General features: G+C 63.5%; 25 protein-coding genes. 2 read left to right on the top strand and 23 right to left on the bottom strand.

Annotation, left to right across the window (positions count from 1 at the left end; translation table 11 throughout):
* Nucleotides 1–61: 61 nt before the first annotated feature.
* The 3 genes from ntrC to dusB are packed head-to-tail and all read right to left on the bottom strand — an operon-like array spanning nt 62 to nt 3,677.
* Nucleotides 62–1,519, bottom strand: coding sequence for a nitrogen regulation protein NR(I) (gene ntrC, locus GGQ99_RS04485; protein WP_108608039.1), 1,458 nt, complete (start codon nt 1,517–1,519; stop codon nt 62–64).
* Nucleotides 1,516–2,658, bottom strand: a complete 1,143-nt coding sequence (locus GGQ99_RS04480; protein WP_183260957.1) for a two-component system sensor histidine kinase NtrB — start codon at nt 2,656–2,658, stop codon at nt 1,516–1,518. Before GGQ99_RS04480 ends, ntrC begins: the two co-directional genes overlap by 4 nt.
* A complete protein-coding gene (gene dusB / locus GGQ99_RS04475) occupies nt 2,655–3,677 on the bottom strand; it encodes a tRNA dihydrouridine synthase DusB (protein WP_183260955.1) in 1,023 nt (340 codons plus the stop codon). The genes GGQ99_RS04480 and dusB overlap by 4 nt, the downstream gene beginning before the upstream one ends.
* A 140-nt stretch (nt 3,678–3,817) precedes the next feature.
* Here dusB and GGQ99_RS04470 point away from each other — a divergent pair, with 140 nt between their 5' ends.
* Nucleotides 3,818–5,041 carry a bifunctional 2-C-methyl-D-erythritol 4-phosphate cytidylyltransferase/2-C-methyl-D-erythritol 2,4-cyclodiphosphate synthase gene (locus GGQ99_RS04470; RefSeq protein WP_183260952.1) on the top strand — a complete coding sequence of 408 codons (1,224 nt, stop codon included), beginning with the start codon at nt 3,818–3,820 and terminating at the stop codon, nt 5,039–5,041.
* Nucleotides 5,038–5,544 (top strand): CinA family protein, encoded by a 507-nt coding sequence (locus GGQ99_RS04465; RefSeq protein ID WP_183260951.1) that lies wholly within the window; start codon nt 5,038–5,040, stop codon nt 5,542–5,544. Before GGQ99_RS04470 ends, GGQ99_RS04465 begins: the two co-directional genes overlap by 4 nt.
* On the opposite strand, the gene GGQ99_RS04460 is transcribed toward GGQ99_RS04465, so the two are convergent.
* From GGQ99_RS04460 to tpiA, 20 genes are all read right to left on the bottom strand, one after another.
* Nucleotides 5,520–5,981 carry a type II toxin-antitoxin system RatA family toxin gene (locus GGQ99_RS04460; RefSeq protein WP_183260949.1) on the bottom strand — a complete coding sequence of 154 codons (462 nt, stop codon included), beginning with the start codon at nt 5,979–5,981 and terminating at the stop codon, nt 5,520–5,522. The two genes, GGQ99_RS04465 and GGQ99_RS04460, sit on opposite strands and share 25 nt — an antisense overlap.
* 18 nt (nt 5,982–5,999) lie before the next feature.
* Complete coding sequence (gene lipA, locus GGQ99_RS04455) at nt 6,000–6,962, bottom strand: lipoyl synthase (protein ID WP_108608033.1); 963 nt, start codon at nt 6,960–6,962, stop codon at nt 6,000–6,002.
* A gap of 12 nt (nt 6,963–6,974) precedes the next feature.
* Complete coding sequence (locus GGQ99_RS04450; protein ID WP_183260947.1) at nt 6,975–7,256, bottom strand: GlsB/YeaQ/YmgE family stress response membrane protein; 282 nt, start codon at nt 7,254–7,256, stop codon at nt 6,975–6,977.
* An 81-nt stretch (nt 7,257–7,337) separates the two neighbouring features.
* Nucleotides 7,338–8,783: a dihydrolipoyl dehydrogenase gene (lpdA, locus tag GGQ99_RS04445; protein WP_183260945.1), complete on the bottom strand. Its 1,446-nt coding sequence runs from the start codon at nt 8,781–8,783 to the stop codon at nt 7,338–7,340.
* Nucleotides 8,784–8,798: 15 nt separating this feature from the next.
* Nucleotides 8,799–9,380 (bottom strand): GNAT family N-acetyltransferase, encoded by a 582-nt coding sequence (locus GGQ99_RS04440; protein ID WP_406871824.1) that lies wholly within the window; start codon nt 9,378–9,380, stop codon nt 8,799–8,801.
* Between the two features lies 1 nt (nt 9,381).
* Nucleotides 9,382–10,020: an SGNH/GDSL hydrolase family protein gene (locus tag GGQ99_RS04435; RefSeq protein ID WP_183260941.1), complete on the bottom strand. Its 639-nt coding sequence runs from the start codon at nt 10,018–10,020 to the stop codon at nt 9,382–9,384.
* Nucleotides 10,021–10,069: 49 nt separating this feature from the next.
* The gene (locus GGQ99_RS04430) at nt 10,070–11,437 is read right to left on the bottom strand and encodes a pyruvate dehydrogenase complex dihydrolipoamide acetyltransferase (RefSeq protein WP_183260939.1); all 1,368 of its coding nucleotides are present in this window, start codon (nt 11,435–11,437) and stop codon (nt 10,070–10,072) included.
* Nucleotides 11,438–11,455: 18 nt separating this feature from the next.
* Complete coding sequence (locus GGQ99_RS04425) at nt 11,456–12,838, bottom strand: pyruvate dehydrogenase complex E1 component subunit beta (RefSeq protein WP_108608027.1); 1,383 nt, start codon at nt 12,836–12,838, stop codon at nt 11,456–11,458.
* A 14-nt stretch (nt 12,839–12,852) separates the two neighbouring features.
* Nucleotides 12,853–13,896, bottom strand: coding sequence for a pyruvate dehydrogenase (acetyl-transferring) E1 component subunit alpha (gene pdhA, locus GGQ99_RS04420; protein WP_108608026.1), 1,044 nt, complete (start codon nt 13,894–13,896; stop codon nt 12,853–12,855).
* Nucleotides 13,897–14,070: 174 nt separating this feature from the next.
* A complete protein-coding gene (locus GGQ99_RS04415; protein ID WP_183260937.1) occupies nt 14,071–14,400 on the bottom strand; it encodes an FtsB family cell division protein in 330 nt (109 codons plus the stop codon).
* 132 nt (nt 14,401–14,532) lie between these two features.
* The gene (gene eno, locus GGQ99_RS04410) at nt 14,533–15,807 is read right to left on the bottom strand and encodes a phosphopyruvate hydratase (protein WP_183260935.1); all 1,275 of its coding nucleotides are present in this window, start codon (nt 15,805–15,807) and stop codon (nt 14,533–14,535) included.
* Nucleotides 15,808–16,214: 407 nt separating this feature from the next.
* Nucleotides 16,215–16,580: a PRC-barrel domain-containing protein gene (locus GGQ99_RS04405; protein WP_108608024.1), complete on the bottom strand. Its 366-nt coding sequence runs from the start codon at nt 16,578–16,580 to the stop codon at nt 16,215–16,217.
* A gap of 89 nt (nt 16,581–16,669) precedes the next feature.
* The gene (locus GGQ99_RS04400; protein ID WP_108608023.1) at nt 16,670–16,873 is read right to left on the bottom strand and encodes a dodecin family protein; all 204 of its coding nucleotides are present in this window, start codon (nt 16,871–16,873) and stop codon (nt 16,670–16,672) included.
* Between the two features lie 78 nt (nt 16,874–16,951).
* Nucleotides 16,952–17,785 carry a 3-deoxy-8-phosphooctulonate synthase gene (gene kdsA / locus GGQ99_RS04395; protein ID WP_183260933.1) on the bottom strand — a complete coding sequence of 278 codons (834 nt, stop codon included), beginning with the start codon at nt 17,783–17,785 and terminating at the stop codon, nt 16,952–16,954.
* Nucleotides 17,782–18,636, bottom strand: a complete 855-nt coding sequence (locus GGQ99_RS04390; protein ID WP_183260931.1) for a VOC family protein — start codon at nt 18,634–18,636, stop codon at nt 17,782–17,784. The genes kdsA and GGQ99_RS04390 overlap by 4 nt, the downstream gene beginning before the upstream one ends.
* Before the next feature lie 52 nt (nt 18,637–18,688).
* On the bottom strand, nt 18,689–19,231 hold the full coding sequence (locus GGQ99_RS04385) for a DUF1697 domain-containing protein (RefSeq protein ID WP_183260929.1): 543 nt from the start codon (nt 19,229–19,231) through the stop codon (nt 18,689–18,691).
* A gap of 61 nt (nt 19,232–19,292) precedes the next feature.
* The gene (gene pyrG / locus GGQ99_RS04380; RefSeq protein WP_108608019.1) at nt 19,293–20,930 is read right to left on the bottom strand and encodes a CTP synthase; all 1,638 of its coding nucleotides are present in this window, start codon (nt 20,928–20,930) and stop codon (nt 19,293–19,295) included.
* Between the two features lie 150 nt (nt 20,931–21,080).
* Nucleotides 21,081–22,175: a L,D-transpeptidase gene (locus GGQ99_RS04375; protein WP_183260925.1), complete on the bottom strand. Its 1,095-nt coding sequence runs from the start codon at nt 22,173–22,175 to the stop codon at nt 21,081–21,083.
* Between the two features lie 216 nt (nt 22,176–22,391).
* Nucleotides 22,392–22,868, bottom strand: a complete 477-nt coding sequence (secG, locus tag GGQ99_RS04370) for a preprotein translocase subunit SecG (protein ID WP_183260923.1) — start codon at nt 22,866–22,868, stop codon at nt 22,392–22,394.
* Nucleotides 22,869–23,022: 154 nt separating this feature from the next.
* A complete protein-coding gene (tpiA, locus tag GGQ99_RS04365; RefSeq protein ID WP_108608016.1) occupies nt 23,023–23,787 on the bottom strand; it encodes a triose-phosphate isomerase in 765 nt (254 codons plus the stop codon).
* Nucleotides 23,788–23,814: the final 27 nt, after the last annotated feature.

Raw genomic sequence — 23,814 nt, 5'->3', positions numbered from 1 at the left:
TGTCCGCAAGCGAAAATGTTTCGGCAGGCTTTCGACAGCTAAGCGTTTTGCCTTCGCCTGGTCAGCCTGGACGCGCCGACTTGTAGACGTTGACGCCGAGCTCGCGGATCTTCTTGCGCAATGTATTGCGGTTCAGGCCCAGCAATTCAGCGGCCTTGATCTGGTTTCCGCGCGTTGCCGTCATCGACGCCAGGACCAGCGGATATTCGACCTCCGCCAAAATGCGCTGGTAGAGACCGGGCGGCGGCAGGTCGTCGGCGAACATGGCAAAATAGCGCTGCAGGAAATGCTCGACCGCCTGCCCGACCGACAGGTCGTCGGGGATGAGATTGCCGCCGGGAACCACCGGCTGCTCGCCGGTCTTCAGTTCCGATTCGATGATCTCGGCCGAAATCTCGTCTTGTGGATAGAGCGCGGCCAGCCGGCGCACCAGGTTTTCGAGTTCGCGCACATTGCCCGGCCAGGGGTAGCGCTTCATCAACTCGACGCCGCCGGCGGAGATGCGCTTGGCCTGCAGCCCCTCGCTCACGCCCTGCTTGAAGAAATGCCGGACAAGATCGGGAATATCCTCGGATCTTTCGCGTAGCGCCGGCAGTCGAAGCGGCACGACGTTGAGGCGGTAGAACAGGTCTTCGCGGAACAGGCCCTGGTTGATCAGTGACCTGAGATCCTTGTTGGTGGCGGCGACGATGCGCACGTCGGTCTTGATCGGCGTGCGCCCGCCGACAGTGGTGTATTCGCCCTGCTGGAGCACGCGCAGCAGCCTTGTCTGCGCCTCCATCGGCATGTCGCCGATCTCATCGAGGAACAGCGTGCCGCCCTCGGCCTGCTCGAAGCGGCCGGTCGAGCGGTTCTGCGCGCCGGTGAAGGCACCCTTTTCGTGCCCGAATAGTTCGGACTCGATCAGGTCGCGGGGAATCGCGGCCATATTGATGGCGACGAACGGTCCGTTGCGGCGGCGGCCATATTCATGGAGCGCACGCGCCACCAGCTCCTTGCCGGTACCCGATTCGCCCGAGATCATGACGGTAAGGTCCGTCTGCATCATGCGCGCCAGCATGCGGTAGATGTCCTGCATCGCCGCCGAGCGGCCGACCAGCGGCATCGAATCGGGCTGGTCGTCATGGCGCTGCTCGATCTTTGGTCGCCGAGGCTCGGCCAGCGCCCGGTTGACGATGCTGAGCAGTTCGGTGAGGTCGAAGGGCTTGGGCAGGTATTCGTAGGCGCCGGTCTCGGAGGCGCGGATCGCCGTCATGAAGGTGTTCTGGGCGCTCATGACGATGACCGGCAGCTCCGGTCGCGCCTTCTTGATGCGCGGCAGCATGTCGAAGGCGTTCTCGTCGGGCATGACGACGTCGGTGATGACCAGGTCGCCCTCGCCGGCCGCCACCCAGCGCCACAGCGTCGCGGCATTGGAGGTGACGCGCACCTCATGCCCCATGCGCGACAGCGCCTGGTTGAGCACGGTGCGGATGGCCGCATCGTCGTCGGCGACGAGAATGTTTCCGCGCACGCTCATCGATGGTCTCCTTCACTGACGTCGGTCGAATGCCCCGGCAGTTCCTTCCAGGCAGGCATCAGGATGCGGAAGGTGGTGCCACGCGGCGTCGAATCGCATTCGATCACCCCGCCATGGTCGCCGACGATCTTGGCGACCAAAGCCAAGCCGAGCCCCGAACCGTTCGGCTTGGTGGTGATGAACGGGTCGAACAGGATCGGCAGGATGTCTTCGGACACGCCCGCTCCGTTGTCGTGGACGCAGAATTCCAGTGGCAGCGAGACCCGGTCCTGGGTGCCGGGGATCGACATGCGGATACCGGGCCGGAAGGCGGTCGACAGGGTGATTTCGCCGCGCGGGTGATGGCCGATCGCCTCGGCGGCGTTCTTGACCAGGTTGAGGAAGATCTGGACCAGTTGATCGCGGTTGGCATAGACCGGAGGCAACGATGGATCATAATCCTCCAGGATCTTGATACCATTGGCAAAACCGTTCTTGGCGATCGCCTTCACATGATCGAGCACGACATGGATATTGACCGGATAGCGGTCGATGGGTCGCTCGTCTGAGAACACCTCCATGCGGTCGACAAGCTTGACGATCCGGTCGGTTTCGTCGGTGATCAGCCGCGTCAGCGAGCGGTCCTCGTCGGAGGCAGACAGTTCCAGAAGCTGGGCTGCGCCCCTGATGCCGGAGAGCGGGTTCTTGATCTCGTGGGCGAGCATGGCGGCAAGCCCGGTGACCGAGCGCGCCGCGCCACGATGCGTCATCTGGCGGTCGATCTTATCGGCCATAGAGCGTTCCTGGAACATCACCACCACCGATCCCGGCAGCTCCGACACCGGGGCGACGTAGAGGTCGACCATCTTCTCGACGCCAAGACGCGGCGAGGACACATCGACGCGGTATTCGTTGACCGGCGTGAGACGCTCGCGCACCTGCTCGACCAGGGTCAGGATCGGGCTGCCGAAAGGAACGAAGCGCGAAAGATCGCTGCGCGCCAGCACGGTGGCGCTGGAGCGGAAAAAATCCTCGGCGTCGGCATTCGCGAAGGTGATGAAGTTGTCGGGCCCGATCATGATGACCGGACGCCGGATCGTATTGAGGACGATCTGCGCGGCATCCGCCGGATCTGCTGCCGGTGCCGGGTTGAACTTCATGCCGCATTCCTTTCGGGTTCGCCAAACGACGTGAGCGCTTCGCGCAGCGACGAAATCACCTGGGCAGGATCGAATGAGGTGAGCACGCCACGGCGCAATTCGTCAGGCATCTCAGCGGCGTGACGGTCGAGATACCAGCCGAGATGCTTGCGCGCCTGGCGCAGGCCGCTCTCGGTGCCGTAAAGCGCCAGCATGTCCTCGTAATGGGCAATCGCATAGTCGGCCAACGCCGACGCCGAACTCGGCACGCCGGCAGCACTTGCGCCGCTCGCCGCCGCTGCGATCATGCCTGCCGTCCAGGGAGCGCCGTAGTGCGAGCGCCCGGCCATGACGGCATCGGCACCGGATTGCTCCAGAATCTCGGCTGCGTCCTCTGGCGTAGCCACATCGCCATTGGCGACCACGGGAATGCTCACCGCCTGCTTGACGCGGGCAATCGCCTGCCAGTCGGCCTTGCCCTTGTAGAACTGGCAGCGCGTGCGGCCGTGAACGGTGACCATGCTGACGCCGGCCTGCTCGGCGCGGCGCGCCAGTTCCGGCGCGTTGAGCACATCGTCGTCCCAACCCAGCCGCATCTTCAGCGTCACCGGCACATCAACCGCCTCGACGACCGCGTCGATCAGGGTCAGCGCGAAGTCGAGGTCGCGCATCAGCGCCGAACCGGCGTAGCCGCCGGTCACCTTCTTGGCCGGGCAACCCATATTGATATCGATTACATCGGCGCCCTCGCCGACGGCGATGCGGGCGGCTTCGGCCATGTGAGCAGCTTCGCGGCCGGCCAGTTGCACCATGTGCACCGGCAGGCCCGAATGGCGGATCCGAAAGCCGCTGGAGCCGCGCCCCTTGGCGAGTTCGCCGCTGGCGACCATCTCGGAAACCACCAGGCCAGCGCCATGGGCATAGGCGCGCGTGCGGAATGCCTCGTCGGTGACGCCAGACATCGGGGCGAGAAACACCCGGTTGCGGATCGTGACGCCGCCGACCGAAAGCGGCTCGCCGAGTTTTGAAAGCTTATTCATGCACAAAAACAAAGCACCATTCGCCTCTGCACAATGAGTAGCCATGATCCGTTCATTGTGCAACTGCGAAATGACAGGGGAATGCGGCGCTTTCTGGATTCTTCTGGCCTTCGGCAGACCTCGCGGCTAAGCCTCTGCGCATGAGTTCAGAAGCCCCCTCCAACCATCCCAATTCGAAGGTCGCGGTCGTCATCGTGGCGGCCGGGCGCGGCGAACGCGCCGGCCAGGCCGAAGGCCCCAAGCAGTATCGCAGGATCGGCGGCAAGGCCGTCATCTGGCACACGCTGAAGGCGTTCCTCGACCACCCAAGCATCGGCCCGGTGGCGGTAGCGATCCATGCCGACGACGCCGAGCTTTTCGCAGCCGCAGCGGACGAGTTCGCCGACCGTGTCACGGCAGTCATTGGCGGCGCCACGCGGCAGGATTCGACGCGGCTTGCCCTGCTCGCCTTGCAGGATACGAAGCCGGCCGCGGTGCTCATCCATGACGGCGTTCGACCCTTCATCGGCGCCGATGTCATCGATCGCACGATTGGAGGCATCGACGACGAGCATGGGTCGCTGCCGTCGCTGCCGGTCTCCGATACGCTGAAGCGGGAAGCATCCGACAGCACGGTGGCTGAGACCGTGCCGCGCGCGGGCCTGCATGCGGCGCAGACGCCGCAGGGTTTCCCGTTCGGGCCGATCTTCGCCGCACACCAGCGCGCCTTCGAGGCCGGGCGTAGCGACTTCACCGACGATTCAGCGATCGCCGAATGGGCCGGCATCCCGGTCCGGCTGGTGCTCGGCTCGCCCGACAACATCAAACTGACCTGGGCAAAGGATATCGCCATGGCCGACCAGCGCCTTTCCGGCCACTCACCAAGCTTTCCCGACGTGCGCACCGGCAACGGCTACGACGTGCATTCCTTCGAAACCGGCGACCATGTCTGGCTGTGCGGTGTGAAAATCCCGCATTCGAAGAAGCTGAACGGCCATTCCGACGCCGATGTCGGCCTGCACGCGCTGACCGACGCGCTGTTGGCCACCTGCGGCGCCGGTGACATCGGCACCCATTTCCCACCATCGGACCCGCAATGGAAGGGCGCCGCATCGCGCCAGTTTGTCGAGCATGCCGCAAAAATCGTGCGCGCGCGCGGCGGGCGGATCGCCAACGCCGATATCACCCTGATCTGCGAGGCCCCGCGCGTCGGCCCGCATCGCGAGGCGATGACGGCGGAACTGGCCGACATGCTACGCATCTCGCCGGAGCGTGTCTCGATCAAGGCCACCACCAATGAGAAGCTGGGTTTCGTCGGCCGCGAGGAAGGCATCGCCGCGATCGCAACCGCAAGCGTGGTCTATCCCGGGGAACTGCCGGAATGAGCGACATCGGCGCCCTCGCCTCGGCCTTGCTCGAAGCCTGCGAGGCACATGGCACGATGATAGCCACCGCCGAAAGCTGCACCGGCGGCATGATCATCGCGGCTCTCACCGACATCGCCGGCTCGTCGGCGGTCGTCGACCGCGGCTTCATCACCTATTCCAACGAAGCCAAGATGGAGATGCTCGGCGTCTCCGAAGCGACACTCAAGGCGCATGGCGCAGTCTCCCGCGAAACGGCGCTTGAAATGGCCGCTGGCGCCCTTGCCCATTCGCGTGCCGGCCTTGCACTAGCGGTGACCGGTGTTGCCGGCCCCGGCGGCGGCTCGGCTGAAAAACCCGTCGGGCTGGTCTGGTTCGGCGTCGCCAGGAAAGGCATGCCAGTAGAGGCGGAGTTCCGCCTGTTCGAGGACAAGGGCCGCGACTTCATCCGCCGTGAGACGGTTCGGACAGCGCTTGGCCTTGGACTGCGGGCCGTCGATCAGACCGCTTTTGCCGGCCCATAGATCGCGTCCGCCCGCTTTTCGAACGCTTCGGCGAACATGCGGAAGGCGCGGTCGAACATCGTGCCCATCAGCGCACCCAGGATGCGGCTCTTAAACTCATAGTCGATGAAGAACTCGACATCCGAACCGCCGCCAACTGCTGCCACGAATTTCCACTCGTTGGTCAGGTAGCGGAACGGCCCGTCGAGGTATTTGACGTCGATGGTGTTCTCCGCGGGCGTGAGCAGGACCTGGGTGGTGAATGTCTCGCGGATCGCCTTGTAGCCCACAGTCATGTCGGCCACGAGGATTTCGCGACCGTCGCGCTCGCGCCGCGAGCGCACGTTCAGCGCTTCGCACAGCGGCAGGAATTCCGGATATTTTTCCACGTCGGCCACAAGCGCGTACATCTCTTCCGGCGAGTGGCTGACCCGGCGCGTGGTTTCGAACTTCGGCATGTTGGCCTGGGGCGCGCGTCAGGCCGACTTGGCGAGACGCGCTTCGCGGGCCGCGCGCAGCTTGGCGAAATCGTCGCCGGCATGGTGCGACGAACGCGTCAGCGGGCTCGACGCCACGAGCAGGAAGCCCTTCGACTTGCCGACTGTGGCGTAGGACTCGAACTCGTCCGGCGTCACGAACTTCTTGACCGGGTGATGCTTCTTCGTCGGCTGGAGGTACTGGCCGATGGTCATGAAGTCGACATTGGCCGTGCGCAGGTCATCCATCAACTGAAGCACCTCGTGGCGCTCCTCGCCGAGGCCGACCATGATGCCCGACTTGGTGAAGATCGACGGGTCGAGTTCCTTGACCCGCTGCAACAACCGGATCGAGTGGAAGTAACGCGCGCCGGGGCGCACGGTCAGGTAATTCGACGGCACAGTTTCGAGATTGTGGTTGAAGACGTCGGGACGGGCAGCGACGACGATCTCGAGCGCGCCTTCCTTGCGCAGGAAGTCGGGCGTCAGGATTTCGATGGTCGTCAACGGCGTCAGCCGGCGGATGGCATGGATGACGTCGGCAAAATGCTGGGCGCCGCCGTCGGCAAGATCGTCACGGTCGACCGAGGTGATGACGACGTGGGTCAGGCCCATCTGGGCGACAGCCTTGGCAACGCTTTCCGGCTCGTTCGGATCGACGGCGGTCGGGATGCCCGTCGCGACATTGCAGAAGGCGCAGGCGCGCGTGCAGATCTCGCCCAGGATCATGAAGGTGGCGTGCTTCTTTTCCCAGCACTCGCCAATATTGGGGCAGCCGGCCTCTTCGCAGACGGTGACCAGCTTGTGCGACTTCACGATGTCGCGCGTTTCCTGGTAGCCACGCGAAACCGGCGCCTTGACGCGGATCCAGTCCGGCTTGCGCAGAACCTCCTGGTCGGGCCGATGGGCCTTTTCGGGGTGCCGTGCGCGCGGACGGTCGTTGAGATCGAGAACAGTGACCATCAGTTCATCCTATCAAGGCTGCCGCGCCTGCGAGCGGCCGAAAATCCAGAGCAAGATCAGGGCGCCTGCGATGGCGACGATGAGGTTGCCCAGGAACCCGTAATAATTGATGCCGAGCAACCCCGCCAGAGTGCCGCCGACAAAGGAACCGGCGATGCCGACGAGGATATTCGTCAGGAAGCCGTGATCGCGGTTCATCGTCCGCTCGGCAACGTAGCCGGCAAGGAAACCGATGAGCAACATGCCGAAGAAGCCGACACCGGGCATGCCGAGAATTCCGTAACTCTGCTCCATCGCTCCTCTCCGGCCAGTCCTTGGCTTCAGCTGATATAGTGGCATCTGGCGCGCCGCAACAGGCGCGCCGACGCACACACGTCATGCGTTGAGCGCACGCCCATAGGCATCAAGCACACTTTCCTTCATGGTCTCCGAGATCGTCGGATGCGGGAAGATGGTGTGCATCAGTTCTTCCTCGGTGGTTTCGAGGTTCATGGCGACGACAAAACCCTGGATCAGCTCGGTGACCTCGGCGCCGACAAGATGCGCGCCAAGCAACTGGCCGGTCTTCTTGTCGAAGATGGTCTTGACCATGCCCTGGTCTTCGCCCAGCGCAATGGCCTTGCCGTTGGCGACGAAGGGGAAGCGGCCGACGCGGATGTCCTTGCCTTCGGCCTTGGCCTTGGCTTCGGTCAGGCCGACGGATGCGACCTGCGGGTTGCAGTAGGTGCAGCCTGGGATCTTCAGCTTGTCCATCGGGTGGACGTTGGGCAGGCCGGCGATCTTTTCGACGCAGATGACCGCCTCGTGCTCGGCCTTGTGCGCCAGCATAGGCGGACCGGCGACATCGCCGATGGCGTAGATGCCCGGCACGTTGGTCTTGCCGTAGCCGTCGATGACGATGCAGCCACGATCGGTCTTCACGCCAAGCGCTTCCAGGCCGATGTTTTCGATGTTGCCCTGGACGCCGACGGCCGAGATCATGCGATCTGCGGTGATCTTTTCGACCTTGCCGTCCTTCATCTCGACATGGGCGGTGATCGAGTTGGCGCTCTTCTCGACCTTGGTCACCTTGGCCTCGAGATGGATCTTCATGCCCTGCTTGTCGAACTGCTTCTTGGCGAAGGCCGAGATTTCGGCATCCTCGACCGGCATGACGGCCGGCATCACCTCGACGACGGTCACCTCGACGCCCATCGTGCGGTAGAACGAGGCGAACTCGATGCCGATCGCGCCCGAGCCCATGACCAGCAGCGACTTCGGCATTTCCGGCGGCACCATCGCCTCGAAATAAGTCCAGATCAGCTTGCCGTCCGGCTCGATGCCGGGCAGCGCGCGCGGCCTGGCACCGGTGGCGACGATGATGTGCTTGGCGTTGTAGGTGCCCTCGCCAAGCGTGTTCTTGGGCAGCGGTGCCTGCGGCTCCATCGGCTTCTTCGACGACTTGGAAACGACGATCTGGCCGGGCTTGGTGAGCTTTGCCTCGCCCCAGATGACGTCGACCTTGTTCTTCTTCATCAGGAAGCCGACGCCGCCATTCATGCGCTGGGCAATGCCGCGCGAACGATCGACAATGGCCTTCAGGTCCGGCGAGATCGAGCCTTCGAGCTTGAGCCCGTAGTTCTTGGCATGTTCGGCGAGGTGCAGCACCTCGGCCGAGCGCAGCAGCGCCTTGGTCGGGATACAGCCCCAGTTGGAGCAGATGCCGGCCAGGTGCTCGCGCTCGACGACGGCCGTCTTGAGACCGAGCTGCGCAGCACGGATCGCCGCGATGTAGCCGCCGGGACCGGAGCCGATGATGATGACGTCGTAATTCTCAGCCATGAGTGTGCCTCTTGTTCAGGTCGCGCTGCGCGTGAGCAGCACCCAGTCGTGTTTCTTGCCGTTGTCGTCGAGCGGTATGGACGGAAGCCGCGTCACTTCCTCAAATCCGCTGGATTTGTAGAGGCCGAGCGCCACGTCGTTGTCGCCTTCGGTGATCAGGCTGACCGCATGCCCCGCAGCACGTGCGAGCTCGTGGTCGACCAGTCTGCGGCCGATGCCGCGCCCTCGATGGTGCCGGTACACACCGACGCTGTCGATGAACCAGTTGCCGATGGCCTGCTTCTGGAGGCCGAGGATCGGCTCAAAAACCGGATGCGGCGCCACTTCGTCGGCGAATGACGGGTCAACCAAGTGGCCGATCACCAAGCCTGCAATCTCGCCTTCCACTTCGGCCAGGCTCGCATCTTTCCAGCCGGCGCGCTCGTTATCGCGGCGCATCTGGTTGCGCCCGTGTTCGAGCGCCGTCTGCGTTGCGCCCTCGAGCACCGCGCCGTACCAGAGCCACGAGGCCAAGCCATGCGACGACAAATCGACAAGGATCGCCATCTCGGCGGCATCGCGCCGTTCGGCCCTGCGGATGGTGACAGCGCCGGCCAAATCAGAGCTCCAGCATCACGCGCACGACAGGCGCGAGTGCAAGGCCGATCTTCCGCGTGTTCTCGGCATCGAGATGGACGCCGTCGAGCGGCGTGGTCAGCGCCACCGATCCGGCGTCGAAGAAGCCGCAGCCAGCCTCGTCGGCCAGTGCCGCGTAAAGGGGCGCAAGCTGTTGGGACGCCTTGTCGCCACCGGCGAACATGTCCTTGAACTCGGCATTGTCGGTGCGGCTGACGGCCGGCGGCGAAACCAGCAGGATGTTTGGTACAGGATAGTCCATGCCGTGGTCGTAGCCCCTGACGATCGACACCAGCCGCGCCATGCCCTGCTTGGCAGCCAGTGGATTGCCGTGGATCCACGGCTTCATGTCATTGGCGCCGAGCATGATGACGACGAGATCGAGCGGCGCATGCGTGCCGAGGATGGTCGGCAAGGTGCGCGCGCCGTTACGGTCGGTGCCGGCGAGATGATCGTCGAATGCGGTGGTGCGGCCGTTCAGCCCTTCGGCGATGACGTACACGCCTTCGCCCAGTTCAGCCTGCAGCACGCTCGGCCAGCGGTCTTCGAACACATGGCGGCCGGGACCGGCCGCGTCGTAGCCCCAGGTCAGCGAGTCGCCGTAGCAAAGCACAGTCTTCATGATCGGAGTCCTCGAATCCCCTCCCTTTTGGGGAGGGGAACTTGGGGAACTACACCAGCATGCCCATCGGGTTTTCGATGAAGCGCTTGAAGGCCGAGAGCAGCTCGGCACCGAGCGCACCATCGACGGCACGATGATCGGTCGACAGCGTCACCGACATCACGTTAGCGATCTTGATCTCGCCGTTCTTGACCACGGCCCGCTCCTCGCCCGCGCCGACAGCCAGGATGGTGGCGTGCGGCGGGTTGATGACGGCGGCAAAGTCCTTGATGCCGAACATGCCGAGATTGGACACGGCACTGGAGCCGCCCTGATATTCCTCGGGCTTGAGCTTGCGGTTGCGCGCCCGGCCAGCCATGTCCTTCATCTCGTTGGAGATGACCGACAGCGTCTTGATATCGGCCTTCCGGATGATCGGGGTGATCAGACCGCCCGGGATCGATACGGCGACGCCGACATCGGCGTGCTTGTGCTTGACCATGGCCTGGTCCGTCCACGACACGTTGGCATCGGGCACGGCCGTCAGCGCCAAGGCCATCGCCTTGATGATCATGTCGTTGACCGACAGCTTGTAGGCCGGCACGTCGCCTTTGTCGGTCTTGCGCACCGGCGCCGCCGCGTTGAGCTGGGCCCGCAGGGCCAGCAGCGCATCGATCTCGCAGTCGAGCGTCAGGTAGAAATGCGGGATCGTGCTCTTGGCCTCGACAAGGCGGCGCGCGATGGTCTTGCGCATGTTGTCGTGCGGGATGAGCTCGTAGCTGCCTTCTTCGAACAGCTTGAGCACCTGGTCGTCCGACATGCCCTTGGCAGCGGGGGCCGCAGCCGGAGCGCCGGCAGGAGCCTTCGCTGCAGGTGCAGCTTTGGCACCGCCGCCGGCGATCGCCGCCTCGACGTCGGCCTTGACGACACGGCCATGCGGGCCGGTGCCGGTAACGGCCGAAAGGTCGATGCCGGAATCCTTGGCAATGCGGCGGGCGAGCGGCGATGCGATGGTGCGGCCGTCGCTGGAGACAGCGGCGCCGTTGGTTGCAGCCGGTGCAGCGGCGACTGGGGTCGCTGCGCGAGCGGCCGGAGCCGGCGCCGCGGCTGGAGCAGCCTCGGCTTTCGGTGCCTCGGCCTTGGGGGCCGCGGCAGGCGCGCCATTGCCGCCCTTGGCCGCAGCACCGACATCCTCGCCTTCAGCAGCGAGAATGGCGATCAGCGAATTGACCTTGACGCCTTCGGTGCCGGCAGGGACGACGAGCTTGGCAACGGTGCCTTCATCGACGGCTTCGACTTCCATCGTCGCCTTGTCGGTTTCGATCTCGGCGATCACGTCGCCCGGGGCAACCTTGTCGCCTTCCTTGACCAGCCACTTGGCCAGATTGCCCTCTTCCATCGTCGGCGAAAGGGCAGGCATGGTGATATTGATCGGCATGATGACCTCCCGCCCGTGTCAGCGATACGTGACTGCTTTGACCGCCTCGATCACTTCGCCGACATTCGGCAGAGCGAGCTTTTCGAGATTGGCGGCGTAGGGCATCGGCACATCCTTGCCGGCGATGGTGATGACGGGCGCATCGAGATGGTCGAAGGCGCGCTGCGACACCTGGTTGGCAATATGATCGCCGACCGAGGACTGCGGGAAGCCTTCTTCCACAACCACCAGGCGATTGGTCTTCTTGACCGACGCGATGATGGTGTCGAAGTCGAGCGGACGGATGGTCCGGAGATCGATGATCTCGACGTCGATGCCCATGGCGGCGAGTTCCGCCTCGGCCTTGATCGCATAGGTCATGCCGATGCCGAAGGAGACGATGGTGACGTCCTTGCCCGGCTTGTGGATGCGCGCCTTGCCGATCGGCAGGACGAAATCGTCGAGCTTCGGCACGTCGAAATGGTGGCCGTAGAGGATTTCGTTCTCGAGGAAGATGACCGGATTGGGGTCGCGGATCGCAGCCTTGAGCAGGCCCTTGGCGTCGGCTGCCGAGTACGGCATCACCACCTTGAGGCCCGGAATGTGGCTGTACCACGCCGCATAGCACTGCGAGTGCTGGGCAGCGACGCGGGCGGCCGCACCGCTGGGTCCGCGGAAGACGATCGGCGCGCCCATCTGGCCACCGGACATGTAGAGCGTCTTGGCGGCCGAGTTGACGATCTGGTCGATCGCCTGCATGGCGAAGTTGAAGGTCATGAATTCGACGATCGGCTTGAGGCCGGCCATCGCCGCACCGACGCCAACGCCAGCAAAACCATGCTCGGTGATCGGCGTGTCGACGACGCGGCGCGGGCCGAATTCCTGCAGAAGGCCTTGCGTGATCTTGTAGGCGCCCTGGTACTCGGCAACTTCCTCGCCCATGACGAAGACGTCGCCGTCGCGGCGCATCTCTTCGGCCATGGCATCGCGCAGCGCCTCGCGGACCGTCATTGACACCATCTCGGTGCCAGCCGGAATGTCCGGATCGGCAGCAACTTCCGTCTTCGGGGCGGCGGCGACGGGTGCGGCGGCAGCCGGAGCAGCGGCGGGTGCTGCGGCGGCAGCAGGTGCCTCAACCTTGGCAGGAGCTGCGCCCTTGCCGATGTCGGCAGCGCTTTCGCCGTCCTGCAGCAGCACGGCGATCGGCGTGTTGACCTTGACGCCTTCGGTGCCGGCAGCGATCAGCTGCTTGCCCAGAACGCCTTCGTCAACGGCTTCGACTTCCATCGTCGCCTTGTCGGTTTCGATTTCGGCGATGACGTCGCCGGCGACAACCTTGTCGCCTTCATTCTTCAACCACTTGGACAGATTACCCTCTTCCATCGTCGGCGAGAGCGCAGGCATGAGAATTTCGATCGGCATGTTCGCGCCCTCCCTTAGATCAAGATGTCGGTCCAGAGCTCGGCAACATCCGGCTCGGGATCGGTCTGAGCAAAGTCTGCGGCGTCAGCCACAATGTCGCGAACATCCTTGTCGACCGCCTTGAGGTCGTCCTCGCTCGCCCACTTCTTGGCGATCAGACGCGCCTTGACCTGTTCGATCGGGTCATGCTCGGAGCGCATCTTCTGCACTTCGTCCTTGGAGCGGTACTTCGCCGGATCGGACATCGAGTGACCGCGATAGCGGTAGGTCTGCATCTCGAGGATGATCGGGCCGTTGCCCGAGCGGCACCATTCGGTGGCCAGGTCGCCGGCTGCCTTGACGGCGCGCACGTCCATGCCGTCGACCTGGATACCGGGGATCTTGAACGACAGGCCGCGCTGCGAAAAATCGGTTTCGGCCGAAGCGCGCGACACCGCGGTGCCCATGGCGTAGCGGTTGTTTTCGATGACGTAGATCACCGGCAGCTTCCACAGCGAGGCCATGTTGAAGCTCTCGTAGACCTGGCCCTGGTTGGCAGCGCCGTCGCCGAAATAGGTCACCGAGACATTCGGGTTCTCGCGGTAGCGATTGGCGAAGGCCAACCCGGTGCCAAGCGACACCTGGGCGCCGACGATGCCGTGGCCGCCGTAGAAATGCTTTTCCTTGGAGAACATGTGCATCGAGCCGCCCTTGCCTTTCGACAAGCCGCCCCGGCGCCCGGTCAATTCGGCCATCACGCCGCGCGCCGAAAGGCCCATGGCCAGCATGTGGCCGTGATCGCGGTAGGCGGTGATCATCTGGTCGCCTTCGATTAGCGACATCTGCAGGCCGGTGACGACGGCTTCCTGGCCGATATAGAGGTGGCAGAAGCCGCCGATGAAGCCCATGCCGTAGAGCTGGCCGGCCTTTTCCTCGAAACGGCGGATGAGCAGCATCTCGCGATAGGCGTTGAGATCCTGGTCCTTGGTAAACTCAACCGGTTTGGGCGTTACCGGCGCTGATGGGGATTTTGAATCGGATTTGGCTTTGGCAGGCGCTTTTTTGGCGGCGGTGGCCATGCATCACTCCCTAGTGGCGTCTCTTTGCGGACATTGAGGAGATCATGCATTGTCTCTCCTCTCCATGACTAAAACGCTAGCATGGGGAGTGACGCTGCGCCATGCGGAAAAATGCATAGCAGGCATGCGGTTAAGCGTCGAAAAACGTTGAATTTCTTCTTGATTAACCGAGACTCAGTTAATCGTCTGCGCGGATGGGCGCATGATGGTCAGCTCGTCTGCATGGGACATATTGAGCGCGTTGCGCGCCTGCTCGTCAAGCATGTCCTTCTCCAGCGAGCCGTCATGCAGCATCTGCACGCGGCGCTCGACATCCATCCGCTGCGCCCGGACCGTGTCGAGCCGAGCCTGGAGCTCGACGGCCTGGGCCTCGAGCCGGTACTTGGAATAGATGCCGAACTCGCCGTGATAGGCGTGAAAGCCGAAATAGGACAGGAACATCACCGCCAGCGCCGGAACGATCAGGCGCCCGGATTTTGTCTGCTTGTGCTGGCGTGTCCACATGGTCCGAACCTCTCTCAGGTTCTTGTCGCTCGATTGTGCTTAATGGACGGTTACAGTCGGCGGTCGGAGCTTCGTCAAAGCAAAAAAGGCGGGAAACATCCCGCCTTTTCCAGTTCGTCAATGGTGAAGCGCTCAGCCGCGCAGGATGGACCTGCCGGCAAAACGCGCCTGCGTGCCGAGTTCTTCCTCGATGCGGATCAGCTGGTTGTACTTGGCGGTACGGTCCGAACGGGCCAGCGAGCCGGTCTTGATCTGGCCGCAGTTGGTGGCGACCGCGAGATCGGCAATGGTTGAATCCTCGGTCTCGCCCGAACGGTGCGACATGACGGCGGTGTAGGCTGCCTTGTGCGCGGTCTCGACGGCGTCGAGCGTCTCGGTGAGCGAGCCGATCTGGTTGACCTTGACCAGGATCGAGTTGGCGACGCCCATCTTGATGCCGTCGCGCAGGCGCGCCGAGTTGGTGACGAACAGATCGTCGCCGACCAACTGCACCTTGTCGCCGCACAGTTCGGTCAGGTACTTCCAGCCTTCCCAGTCGTCTTCCGACATGCCGTCCTCGATCGAGATGATCGGGTAGTCGGCGGCGAGCTTAGCGAGGTACTTGGCCTGGGCCTTGGGATCGCGGGTCTTCTTCTCGCCTTCATAGACGTAGTTGCCGCCCTTGAAGAACTCGGTTGCAGCGCAGTCGAGCGCCAGCGCCACGTCTTCGCCCGGCTTGAAGCCGGCCTTTTCGATCGAGGCCATGACGAAGTCGAGGGCCGCCTGGGCGCTCTTGAGGTTCGGTGCGAAACCGCCCTCGTCGCCGACATTGGTGTTGTGGCCGGCGTCCTTCAGGCCCTTCTTCAGGGTGTGGAAGATTTCCGAACCCCAGCGCACGGCGTCGCGCAGCGAAGGCGCGCCGATCGGCATGATCATGAATTCCTGGAAGTCGATCGGATTGTCGGCATGCGCGCCGCCATTGATGATGTTCATCATCGGCACCGGCAGGACGCGGGCGTTCGGGCCGCCGACGTAGCGGTAGAGCGGCAGGCCGGACGCCTCGGCCGCGGCCTTGGCGACGGCGAGCGACACGCCGAGGATGGCGTTGGCGCCGAGGCGGCTCTTGTTCGGGGTACCGTCCAGCTCGATCATCGTCTGGTCGATATGGATCTGGTTCTCGGCTTCCATGCCGCCGATCGCCTCGAACAGCTCGCCATTGATGGCTTCGACGGCGCGCTCGACGCCCTTGCCGAGATAGCGCGGGCCGCCGTCGCGCAGTTCCATCGCCTCGTGGGCGCCGGTCGACGCACCGGACGGAACGGCCGCACGGCCCATCGAGCCGTCTTCGAGAACCACATCCACCTCGACGGTGGGATTGCCGCGGCTGTCGAGAATCTCGCGGCCGACGATATCGATGATTGCTGTCATGTGAGGCATCCCCGGGAGCTGATCGCAAAGAAGGATCGGTTGGATTTCCGGGCCCGTCTTAGCCAAAGCTCCGGAAAACGCAATCGCGCTCGGCCAAATATCACGCTGCGTCAGGCCCCTGATTCACTTTCGGCAAAGCGCTGTCATGATAATTCATCCCATCGGGCAGGCATCGTCCAAACTTTCGGGTAAACTATCCCCGCGCGGGGCGAAACAGAGGGAGTTTCGCCATGTCCGAGTTAAGTGGTATCCTGAGTTTGTTCTTCATCGCCGCAGCATTCCTGACCTCATGCGACAGTCAACCGCCCCCTCAGGGCACGTCGCAGGTGCGGATCATTCCGACGGCAAGGTAGATTACGGCACAACGAAAAAGCCCCGCTCATGCGGGGCTGTTTTTGTGCTGCGGATCAGTGCCAATACGGCTCGACGCGATAGTGCTCGAACGAGGCATCCCGCACGGCACGGCCATCGTCCTCGGTCAGCTCGTTGACCGAGTAGGACGGAGCGCCCTTCAATTGCTCCTTGGAGAACGGAACGACGTAGCCGCCACGGCTCTTGTCGTAGTCCAGCGTGGACCATGGGATGGCGTGATAGCGCTCGCCGATGCCGAGAAAGCCTCCGAAGCCGATGACGGCGAACATGATGCCGTTGGATGTCTTGTCGAGCATGACATCCTCGATCGAGCCGATGCTCTCGCCGGCAGTGTTGTAGACATTGGTGCCGATGACCCGCGATGCGGGAATGGCTTCGGTGTGACCAGTGACAGTCGTCATGATCCTGCTCCTCGTTGGTTGGTGGATGCAGGACTAACGGTCCCCCGGTGCGGAGGTTCCAAACTTTCCGCGGCTGCTGCTGATCCCATTCAGTCGGTGAGAATGAAAGTCACCTTCATGTTGACCCGGTAGGCGGTAATCTTGCCGTTCTCGACGACGATCTTCTGGTCCTGGATCCAGGCGCCTTCGACGTTCTTCAGCGTCATCGACGCACGGGCGATGCCCTGTTCGATCGCATCCTGAAAGCTCTTGGTCGACGATGAAGTGATTTCCGTAACGCGGGCAACAGACATGGGATTCCTCCGGCCGATACGCTCAGTCACGGAGGAAAGCCTACGCCGGGCGGAAGCCCGGCTCAAGCAGGAGTTGTGTCAGCCCTTGGCGACCCGGTCGAAAGCCATCAGCCTTTCGAGCAGAGCCGGCATGTCCTTGAACGGTACCATGTTGGGGCCGTCCGACGAGGTCGAGTTGTCGGGGTCTTCATGCGTTTCGATGAACACGCCGGCAACACCGACGGCGACGGCCGCACGCGCCAGGGTCTCGACGAAACGGCGCTCGCCGCCGGAGGTTGCGCCCTGCCCGCCCGGCTGCTGCACCGAATGGGTGGCATCGAAGATCACGGGGGCGCCGATGTCGGCCATGATCGGCAACGCACGCATGTCGGAGACGAGCGTGTTGTAGCCGAAGGAAGCACCGCGCTCGGTGACGAGCACGTTGGCGTTGCCCGAACCGGTCACCTTGGCGACGACGTTCTTCATGTCCCAGGGCGCCAGGAACTGGCCCTTCTTGACGTTGACCACCTTGCCGGTCTTGGCGGCAGCGATCAGAAGATCGGTCTGGCGGCTGAGGAAGGCCGGGATCTGCAGCACATCGACCACCTCGCCGACGATGGCGCACTGCTCTTCGGTGTGCACGTCCGTGAGGACGGAAACGCCGAGCTCCTTGCGCAGGTCGGCGAAGACCGGCAGTGCCGCATCGAGCCCGGCACCGCGGGTACTCGACAGCGAGCTACGGTTGGCCTTGTCGAAGCTCGACTTGTAGACGAAGCCAATGCCGAGCTTCTGCGTCAGTTCCTTGAGCTTGCCGGCCATGTCGAAGGCGTGCTGGCGCGATTCGAACTGGCACGGGCCGGCGATCAGCGACAGCGGCGCGTTGTTGGCGAAAAGGGTCTTGCCGACCGTCACATTTGCATTCGGCTTGGTCATGACTTTTCCTCGAAAATGAAGGCGGCACCCTGCCCCGGCGCTGGCGGAATCACCAGCCGTTGCCCGCTTAGATCGTGCGCGATGCCGTTTCGTGCAAGAAGCTCTCTTGCCACAGCGAGATCGTCGACGGCAAACACCATCGCGTCGAGGCGAAGCCCACTGGAACCGGCCATCGCGCGGACGGCAAGTCGCGCATTAGAGAGTGGGATTTCGGACACGGCGTCGACGCTGCTGCGCGCCACTGTCGCCAACAAGTCAGCCGCCGCAGCCGGCTCCGCGACGCTTGCCTCAACGGCAAGCACCCGGCGTGCCCCATTTGCATGCGCCTGCAGCGCCGAGCGGTCGACATCGGGCGCATTCACGCGCTCGCAGGTGAACAAGAATGCATCCCCTTGCGAGCCTGGTTCGGCGGCAAAGGCAAGCCGGAACGACGCCACGTCGGACTTGCCTGACGCATCGACGAAGGGACGTGAAAAATCGAGCCTGGGGCCGGCCGACACGCCAGCGGCAACGAACTCGGAATGGTCGGCATCGGCATCGTTTGTGCCGAATACGACTGCCGAAAAGCCTTCGTCGCCATGTGCGTTGCGGAACGCGCTGTCGCGACCGACAAAGACGTTGCCTGCGGCGACCGCCTCGCCGGCGGCGGCGCTATCGCCGATCGCCAGCGGCTCCAGGAACGTACCGTCACCGAGATAGACGCAACAATTGACCGTGCCGAAGGGATGGATGCCGACGGGCGAAACGGTGAAACCGAGGGCCGTCAGCCTCTGCCGCGCGATGGCGAGATCGGCGGTCGGCAGCACGACATGGTCGAGCGGACGCGGGCTGTCGGAAGGGCTTTTGGTCATCGCTGCGCTGTGCCTGAATTCCGCCAAAGGCGCAAGACTGCGCCTAGGCCACCTACGATGCCACCATGTCGCCGAGGCGCCGCACGGTGTTCCAGTTGCGCGAGGTCCCTATGCCGCCGGCCCGCTTGGGCGTCAGCGCGCCGAGCAGCCGCGACGAACCGGCGCTGCGGGAAAAATAGATCCAGATATCGCCGTCGACCGACGTGAGCCTTTCATCGGCAGCGACATAAGGGAGGAGCCTTTCGATGACGTCAGGTGTCACCGGCTCACGCATCACGCGCACGCCGACCTGATCGGGTTCGCGTTCGGACTCCTCGGGAAACGGATTGGCGGCGACAAGCTTAAGCCAGGCAGCAGCATCGCGGACGATGATGTCGACATGCTTGCCGAACTTTTGGGCGAAGGCTGCTTCGAGTTCACGCTCCAGCGTGGCAACCGACTTGCCTTCGGCTTCGAAGACAAGATTTCCGGTCGCGACCAGCGTGCGTGGATTGGCAAGGCCGAGATCGACTGCCATGTCGCGCAGGTCGGACATGATGACGCGACGGCCAGGGCCCAGGACGATGCTGTAGAGGAGCGCGACGTAGGTGGTCATGCGGGATGCCACCTGGGGAAAAAAATGCGCGCCGGCGCGTTCACGGCGGCGCGCATGGCTATCAGACGAGCCGGCTCTGTTCGACCGCAGCTTCGATGAAGCTTGCAAATAGCGGATGCGGCTCCAGCGGACGGCTCTTCAGCTCCGGATGGTACTGGACGCCGATGAACCAGGGATGGTCGGGGTATTCGACCGTCTCGGGCAGCACGCCGTCCGGTGACATGCCGGCGAAGACCAGGCCACACTCTTCGAGGCGGTCCTTGTAGTCGATGTTGACCTCGTAGCGGTGGCGATGGCGTTCGGAGATGTCGGTATCGCCGTAGATCTCGGCGATTTTCGATCCCTCGGACAGTCGCGCCTCGAACGCGCCGAGGCGCATCGTGCCGCCAAGGTCGCCTGCGGCCTTGCGCTTCTCAAGCATGTTACCCTTGAGCCACTCGGTCATCAGGCCGACGACCGGCTCCTTGGTCGCGCCGAACTCGGTCGACGAGGCATTTTCGATGCCAGCCAGCGAACGGGCCGCCTCGATGCAAGCCATCTGCATGCCGAAGCAGATGCCGAAATACGGCACCTTGCGCTCGCGGGCGAACTTGGCAGCGAGGATCTTGCCTTCCGAGCCGCGTTCGCCGAAGCCGCCGGGCACCAGGATGCCGTGGACCTTCTCCAGGAACGGTACCGGGTCTTCCTTCTCGAAGACCTCGCTCTCGATCCAGTCAAGCTTGACCTTGACGTTGTTGGCAAGGCCGCCATGCGACAGCGCCTCGATCAGCGACTTATAGGCATCCTTGAGGCCGGTATACTTGCCGACCACGGCGATGGTGACCTCGCCTTCCGGATTGTGGATCAGCTGCGAGACGTTCTGCCAGGCGTCGAGGCGCGGCTTGGGCGCCGGATCGATGCCGAAGGCGGCCAGAACTTCCGAATCCAGGCCTTCCTTATGGTAGGCCAGCGGCACGTCGTAGATGTGGCCGACGTCGAGCGCCTGGATGACCGCCGATTCGCGCACGTTGCAGAACAGCGACAGCTTGCGGCGCTCTTCCTTGGGGATGTCACGGTCCGCGCGGACCAGCAGGATATCCGGCGCAATGCCGATCGAACGCAATTCCTTGACCGAATGCTGGGTCGGCTTGGTCTTGAGCTCGCCCGCCGTCGGAATGTAGGGCATCAGCGTCAGGTGAACGTAGACCGCGTTGTTGCGCGGCAGGTCGTTGCCGAGCTGGCGGATCGCCTCGAGGAACGGCATGGCTTCGATGTCGCCGACTGTGCCGCCGATCTCGCAGAGCACGAAATCGTACTCGTCATTGCCGTCGAGGATGAAGTTCTTGATCTCGTCGGTGACGTGCGGAATGACCTGCACGGTTGCGCCAAGATAGTCGCCGCGCCGCTCGCGTTCGATGATGTTCTTGTAGATGCGGCCGGTGGTGATGTTGTCGCTCTGGTTCGCCGAGCGTCCGGTGAACCGTTCGTAGTGACCAAGATCGAGGTCGGTTTCCGCACCGTCGTCGGTCACGAACACCTCACCATGCTGGTAAGGCGACATCGTTCCCGGGTCGACGTTGAGGTACGGATCGAGTTTACGGATGCGCACGCGATATCCGCGTGCCTGCAGAAGAGCCCCGAGGGCCGCTGCGGCTATGCCTTTTCCAAGGGAAGAGACCACGCCGCCGGTAATAAAAACATATCGCGCCATGGGATTCATCGCTTAACGCGGCCAAATCGATTCCGCCAGAGAAAAATCCGCCGCGTCGGACTTTTCCCTATCTGGCTGTTCAGTCTTGCTGCCGGGTAGGCCACGCAAACAAAAAGGCCGGCGGTCAGGCCGGCCCGGGTATCAGCGTCTGAAGACGCCTTACATGACGATGACTTCAGAGCCCATCTTCACGCGATTGTAGAGGTCCATGACATGGTCGTTGACCATGCGGAAGCAACCGTTCGAAGAATTCGTGCCGATCGTCTGCGGCTGGTTGGTACCATGGATACGGATATGGGTATCCTTCTTGCCCTGGTAAAGGTAGATGGCGCGCGCGCCGAGCGGATTCTCCGGCCCGCCGTTCATGCCGTCCTTATACTGGCCGTACTTCTTGGGCTCGCGCTCCTGCATATCCTTGGTCGGAATCCAGCGCGGCCATTCCTGCTTGTCGCCGATGGTGGCCTTGCCCTTGAATTCCAGGCCCTCGCGGCCGACCGCAATGGCGTAGCGGCGCGCGGTCGAGGATGATTCGATCAGGTAGAGATAGCGAGCGCCGGTATCGACCACGATCTGGCCACGCTCATAGCCCGTGAACGACACCTCCTGCGGCTCGAAATCGGACTTGACCTTGAACTGCTTCTTGGCCTGCTTGGATTGCAGTACGGCGTCGAGCGCACGCGTCTGCGGCAGCATCGACTGCTGCGGGGCGCTGCCGCCGAAGATGCCGGCGAGAAGACCGGTCTGGCGCGGACGATCCTTGCTTTCGCTGCGCAACTCACCGTTGTTGCCGGTGGCGGCGATTTCCATGACGTCAGGCGCCAACGGCTCGATCGGCTTGGTGACCTCGAGCGGCTGAAGATTGCGCTTCGGCGCCGGTGCTGCTGCGGCAACCTGGGTCGTCGCCTTCTCGGCCTTCTTGAGGCGAGCGACTTCACGTGCGTTCTCGGCCTTTTCCTTGGCCGCCGCCCGCATCGCCATTTTCTTGGCTTCGAGCATCTTCAGGCGCGCGACTTCCCGGTCGGCCTTGATCTTGGCTTCGAGGTCCTTGATCCGGACCAGGTCCTCGTCGGTCGGCTTCTTCTTTTTCTTCAACAGCTTAAGCTCGGCGGCATCGCTCTTGGCGGCAACCGCGATCACGCCGCTCGTTGCCCCGGGCTGCGGCGGCGCAGCCGTGCCGACCGAAGTGGCGGCAAAGGCGGTCGAGCTCATGAGAGAGGCGCAAATTCCAGCAAGTAGGATGCGGCGGAGCTGCATGGCGAAGGATCCCGAACGTTCACAGCAAATTTTCGCGCGGCAACGCGCAGTGCCCCAAGGCGCCCCCGCCGATATGCCGCAGCCCAAGCTATAATCGATTAGCCGGAGACGCCTCAAGTGAGGCGCCCCCGGCTAGATGTACGAATTCAGGTGATCATTGCTGCATTTGCCGCAACTGTGTTCAAACAACAACAGGTTGCGGCAAGCAGGCCAGATTTAGTTCGGAACCTGGGGTGTAGCCGGCGCCGCGGCACCGCCCGCAGCGGGCTGCTCGATGGTGCCCGAAGCTGCCGGTGCAGCCGGCGCTGCCGGTTGCTCGGTGGCCGGTGCCGCAGGAGCGGTCGTGCCCGACGCCGGTGCAGCCGGTGCCGGGGCGGAGGAGCCGCCGAGCTGGTCGAGAATGCCCTGGCCGCTGCCGCTCGGAGCGCCATTCTGGGTGGCCGGAGCGCGGTCGAGAATATCGATCGGCTTCTCGCCGTAGCGTGCGATGATCGACAGCGTCAGCGACGTGACGAAAAACACCGTCGCCAGAATGGCCGTGGCCCGGGTCAGGGCATTGGCAGCACCACGCGCCGTCATGAAGCCCGAACCGCCGCCGATGCCGAGGCCGCCACCTTCCGAGCGCTGCAGGAGCACAACGCCGACAAGGGCGAGCACGACCATCAGGTGAATGACGATAACGACGGTTTCCATTGCGCTTCCTGGGATTCTTCTGACGGGGATTGGCCGCGCGCCGAAGCGCCCGACATTCCGGAGGCGGCTCAATACAATGCTTTCTAGGCATTTCCAAGCCCGCCGGCCGAATATGGGGTGACACGTTGCCTTTGCAACGGCCACCCGAGGCTAATCAGAGCTTGCGGTACGCCTCGGCGATGCCGAGGAAGTCTGCCGCCTTGAGGCTGGCGCCGCCCACCAGCGCGCCGTCGACATTGGCGACTGCGAGGAGTTCGCCGGCATTGGACGGCTTGACCGAGCCGCCATAAAGAATGCGCATCTTGCCGGCCGATTCACCGAGCTTGTCGGCGAGCCGAGCGCGGATATGCGCATGGGCTTCGGCGACATCGGCAACGGTCGGCGTCAGGCCGGTACCGATAGCCCAGACGGGTTCATAGGCAATGACGGTATTGGCCGGCGTGGCCGTCCCCGGCACCGAACCCTCGATTTGGCGCGACAATACTGAAAGCGTGGCGCCTGCTTCACGTTCGGCATGTGTCTCGCCGATGCAGATGACGGCCACGAGCCCCGCCCGCCATGCCGCATCCGCCTTGGCGTGGACAACTGCATCGGTTTCGCCGTGGTCGGTGCGCCGTTCCGAATGGCCGACGATAACGTGACTGGCGCCGGCGTCCTTCAACATCTCGGCCGAGACGTCGCCGGTGTGAGCGCCGCTTTCCTTGGCGTGGCAATCCTGCCCGCCGGCTTTGACCGGCGTGCGGTGAAGGATTTCAGCAGCCCGCGACAAAAGCGTGGCCGGCACGCACAGAAGTGCTTCGGTCTCGGCATCGAGGCCACTCATGAAGCCGCCGGCGATGCTGCGCAATTCGTTGAGCGAGGCGCTGGTGCCATTCATTTTCCAGTTGCCTGCAACGAGTGGGCGAATTCCTGGCGTCATGTGCTTTTCCTCGAAATCGATGTTCGC

This window comes from Aminobacter niigataensis, from assembly GCF_014200015.1.
GTDB classification, from domain to species: domain Bacteria; phylum Pseudomonadota; class Alphaproteobacteria; order Rhizobiales; family Rhizobiaceae; genus Aminobacter; species Aminobacter niigataensis.
Note: the sequence above shows the minus strand (reverse complement) of the source record. Positions and strands in the feature narration are given on the sequence as shown.

Bases quoted from the DNA above. Each gene is read 5' to 3' on its own strand.
- ntrC (WP_108608039.1), bottom strand. From the start codon at position 1,519: ATGAGCGTGCGCGGAAACATTCTCGTCGCCGACGACGATGCGGCCATC.
- GGQ99_RS04480 (WP_183260957.1), bottom strand. From the start codon at position 2,658: ATGAAGTTCAACCCGGCACCGGCAGCAGATCCGGCGGATGCCGCGCAG.
- dusB (WP_183260955.1), bottom strand. From the start codon at position 3,677: ATGAATAAGCTTTCAAAACTCGGCGAGCCGCTTTCGGTCGGCGGCGTC.
- GGQ99_RS04470 (WP_183260952.1), top strand. From the start codon at position 3,818: ATGAGTTCAGAAGCCCCCTCCAACCATCCCAATTCGAAGGTCGCGGTC.
- GGQ99_RS04465 (WP_183260951.1), top strand. From the start codon at position 5,038: ATGAGCGACATCGGCGCCCTCGCCTCGGCCTTGCTCGAAGCCTGCGAG.
- GGQ99_RS04460 (WP_183260949.1), bottom strand. From the start codon at position 5,981: ATGCCGAAGTTCGAAACCACGCGCCGGGTCAGCCACTCGCCGGAAGAG.
- lipA (WP_108608033.1), bottom strand. From the start codon at position 6,962: ATGGTCACTGTTCTCGATCTCAACGACCGTCCGCGCGCACGGCACCCC.
- GGQ99_RS04450 (WP_183260947.1), bottom strand. From the start codon at position 7,256: ATGGAGCAGAGTTACGGAATTCTCGGCATGCCCGGTGTCGGCTTCTTC.
- lpdA (WP_183260945.1), bottom strand. From the start codon at position 8,783: ATGGCTGAGAATTACGACGTCATCATCATCGGCTCCGGTCCCGGCGGC.
- GGQ99_RS04435 (WP_183260941.1), bottom strand. From the start codon at position 10,020: ATGAAGACTGTGCTTTGCTACGGCGACTCGCTGACCTGGGGCTACGAC.
- GGQ99_RS04430 (WP_183260939.1), bottom strand. From the start codon at position 11,437: ATGCCGATCAATATCACCATGCCTGCCCTTTCGCCGACGATGGAAGAG.
- GGQ99_RS04425 (WP_108608027.1), bottom strand. From the start codon at position 12,838: ATGCCGATCGAAATTCTCATGCCTGCGCTCTCGCCGACGATGGAAGAG.
- pdhA (WP_108608026.1), bottom strand. From the start codon at position 13,896: ATGGCCACCGCCGCCAAAAAAGCGCCTGCCAAAGCCAAATCCGATTCA.
- GGQ99_RS04415 (WP_183260937.1), bottom strand. From the start codon at position 14,400: ATGTGGACACGCCAGCACAAGCAGACAAAATCCGGGCGCCTGATCGTT.
- eno (WP_183260935.1), bottom strand. From the start codon at position 15,807: ATGACAGCAATCATCGATATCGTCGGCCGCGAGATTCTCGACAGCCGC.
- GGQ99_RS04405 (WP_108608024.1), bottom strand. From the start codon at position 16,580: ATGACGACTGTCACTGGTCACACCGAAGCCATTCCCGCATCGCGGGTC.
- GGQ99_RS04400 (WP_108608023.1), bottom strand. From the start codon at position 16,873: ATGTCTGTTGCCCGCGTTACGGAAATCACTTCATCGTCGACCAAGAGC.
- kdsA (WP_183260933.1), bottom strand. From the start codon at position 17,785: ATGACCAAGCCGAATGCAAATGTGACGGTCGGCAAGACCCTTTTCGCC.
- GGQ99_RS04390 (WP_183260931.1), bottom strand. From the start codon at position 18,636: ATGACCAAAAGCCCTTCCGACAGCCCGCGTCCGCTCGACCATGTCGTG.
- GGQ99_RS04385 (WP_183260929.1), bottom strand. From the start codon at position 19,231: ATGACCACCTACGTCGCGCTCCTCTACAGCATCGTCCTGGGCCCTGGC.
- pyrG (WP_108608019.1), bottom strand. From the start codon at position 20,930: ATGAATCCCATGGCGCGATATGTTTTTATTACCGGCGGCGTGGTCTCT.
- GGQ99_RS04375 (WP_183260925.1), bottom strand. From the start codon at position 22,175: ATGCAGCTCCGCCGCATCCTACTTGCTGGAATTTGCGCCTCTCTCATG.
- secG (WP_183260923.1), bottom strand. From the start codon at position 22,868: ATGGAAACCGTCGTTATCGTCATTCACCTGATGGTCGTGCTCGCCCTT.
- tpiA (WP_108608016.1), bottom strand. From the start codon at position 23,787: ATGACGCCAGGAATTCGCCCACTCGTTGCAGGCAACTGGAAAATGAAT.